Origin of the sequence: Corynebacterium sp. HMSC06G04 (assembly GCF_001807365.1) — a bacterium.
GTDB lineage: Bacteria > Actinomycetota > Actinomycetes > Mycobacteriales > Mycobacteriaceae > Corynebacterium > Corynebacterium simulans.
In genome coordinates this window covers 1-3,089 of sequence record NZ_KV788609.1, presented here as the reverse complement: position 1 = coordinate 3,089, position 3,089 = coordinate 1, and the positions used below count along the sequence as shown (strand labels likewise).

Below are 3,089 nucleotides of genomic sequence, written 5' to 3'. Positions count from 1 at the left end.
TTGTGTGTGTTTGTTTTGGTCTATTAGTACCAGTAGACTTCACATCTTGCGATGCTTCCATGTCTGGCCTATCAACCCCATAGTCTTTAGGGGACCTCGAATGAAACCTCATCTTAAAACAGGCTTCCCGCTTAGATGCTTTCAGCGGTTATCCCTTCCGTACGTAGCCAACCAGCGATGCCCCTGGCGGAACAACTGGCACACTAGAGGTACGTCCGTCCCGGTCCTCTCGTACTAGGGACAGCCTTCTTCAAGTTTCAACGCGCGCGGCGGATAGAGACCGAACTGTCTCACGACGTTCTGAACCCAGCTCGCGTGCCGCTTTAATGGGCGAACAGCCCAACCCTTGGGACCTACTCCAGCCCCAGGATGCGACGAGCCGACATCGAGGTGCCAAACCATCCCGTCGATATGGACTCTTGGGGAAGATCAGCCTGTTATCCCCGGGGTACCTTTTATCCGTTGAGCGACACCACATCCACAAGTAGGTGCCGGATCACTAGTCCCGACTTTCGTCCCTGTTCGAGCTGTCACTCTCACAGTCAAGCTCCCTTGTGCACTTACACTCACCACCTGATTGCCAACCAGGCTGAGGGAACCTTTGGGCGCCTCCGTTACATTTTGGGAGGCAACCGCCCCAGTTAAACTACCCACCAGGCACTGTCCCCAACCCAGATCATGGGCCAAGGTTAAGGTATCCAATCCGATCAGAGTGGTATTTCAACAACGACTCCACCACCACTGGCGTGATAGCTTCACAGTCTCCCACCTATCCTACACAAACCGAACCGAACACCAATACCAAGCTATAGTGAAGGTCCCGGGGTCTTTTCGTCCTGCCGCGCGTAACGAGCATCTTTACTCGTAGTGCAATTTCACCGGGCCTGTGGTTGAGACAGCAGGGGAGTCGTTACGCCATTCGTGCAGGTCGGAACTTACCCGACAAGGAATTTCGCTACCTTAGGATGGTTATAGTTACCACCGCCGTTTACTGGGGCTTAAATTCTCAGCTTCGCCCATCAAAGATGGGCTAACCGGTCCTCTTAACCTTCCAGCACCGGGCAGGCGTCAGTCCATATACATCAACTTAACGTCTTCGCATGGACCTGTGTTTTTGATAAACAGTCGCTCCCCTCTATTCTCTGCGACCCCACAACGCTTATCACCGCAAGAGTGTTAACGCCATGTGGTCCCCCTTCTCCCGAAGTTACGGGGGCATTTTGCCGAGTTCCTTAACCACAGTTCACCCGAACGCCTTAGTATTTTCAACCTGACTACCTGTGTCGGTTTGGGGTACGGGCCGAGTATATACATCGCTAGAGGCTTTTCTCGACAGCACGGGATCACCAACTTCACCAATTAAGGCTACGCATCACGTCTCACCTAAAAGAATGCGGATTTACCTACACCCTAAGCTACACGCTTACACCAACAATCCAGTAAGTGGCATGGCTACCCCACTGTGTCACCCCATCGCTTGAACCACACATCAGGCCCCACGACGCACACCAACCAACAACACAAAGTGTCATCAAAAGGTGCTTGTGGTGGTTAGTATCAGTGCTTTATCAGGGGCGCATATACTCGGGTACCAGAATATCAACTGGTTATCCATCGACTACGCCTGTCGGCCTCGCCTTAGGTCCCGACTCACCCTGGGAAGACGAACTTGACCCAGGAACCCTTAGTCATCCGGCGGGAAGGATTCTCACCTTCCAATTCGTTACTCATGCCTGCATTCTCACTCGCACACACTCCACGCCTCCTTACGGTAACGCTTCAACACGTGCACGACGCTCCCCTACCCAATAAAATATTATTGCCGCGGCTTCGGCGGTGTGCTTGAGCCCCACTACATTGTCGGCGCAGAACCACTCGACCAGTGAGCTATTACGCACTCTTTCAAGGATGGCTGCTTCTAAGCCAACCTCCTGGCTGTCTTCGCGATCCCACATCCTTTTCCACTTAGCACACCCTTAGGGGCCTTAACCGGCGATCTGGGCTGTTTCCCTCTCGACTATGAAGCTTATCCCCCACAGTCTCACTGCCGCACAACACATTAATGGCATTCGGAGTTTGGCTGACATTGCTAAGATTGTAGTCCCGCTCAACCAACCAGTAGCTCTACCTCCACCAAGCTAATGCGACGCTGCACCTAAATGCATTTCGGGGAGAACCAGCTATCACGGAGTTTGATTGGCCTTTCACCCCTACCCACAGCTCATCCCCGCAGTTTTCAACCTACGTGGGTTCGCGCCTCCACAGCATCTTACTGCTGCTTCACACTGGCCATGGGTAGATCACCCCGCTTCGGGTCCAGGACATGCCACTTGCCACCCCATTAGGATTCGGTTTCCCTACGGCTACCCCACACGGGTTAACCTCGCGACATGCCGCTGACTCGCAGGCTCATTCTTCAAAAGGCACGCCATCACACACAAAAGGTGCTCTGACGGATTGTAAGCACATGGTTTCAGGAACTATTTCACTCCCCTCCCGGGGTACTTTTCACCATTCCCTCACGGTACTATCCACTATCGGTCACACTGAGTATTTAGGCTTACCGGGTGGTCCCGGCAGATTCACAGCAGATTCCACGAGCCCGCTGCTACTCGGGCAACTTGACAACCCCATCATCAATGTCTTCAGCTACAGGACTATCACCCTCTACGGCAGGCGTTTCCACACCACTTCACCTAACATCAACAACAAGACGCAACGATGGTAGTCGCTGCACATCAAGGCCCACAACACCGCACACACAACCCCTACCAAGTATCACATGCACACGGTTTAGCCTCATCCACGTTCGTTCGCCACTACTAGCAGAATCATTATTATTTTCTTCTCCTACGGGTACTGAGATGTTTCACTTCCCCGCGTAACCCCCACAACAGCTATGAATTCACTGAAGGGTAACACTCCATAACAAGTGCCAGGTTTCCCCATTCGGACATCCTCGGATCAACGCTTAATTGACAACTCCCCGAGGCTTAACGCAGCCTTTCACGTCCTTCATCGGCTCAGCATGCCAAGGCATCCACCATGCGCCCTAAATAACGAACACACAACCAACACAACAACAAGAA

1 rRNA gene is annotated in these 3,089 nt (G+C 52.7%); it reads right to left on the bottom strand.

Annotation, left to right across the window (positions count from 1 at the left end):
• Positions 1-4 precede the first annotated feature (4 nt).
• Positions 5-3,067, bottom strand: a 23S ribosomal RNA gene (locus tag HMPREF3158_RS05125).
• Positions 3,068-3,089 lie beyond the last annotated feature (22 nt).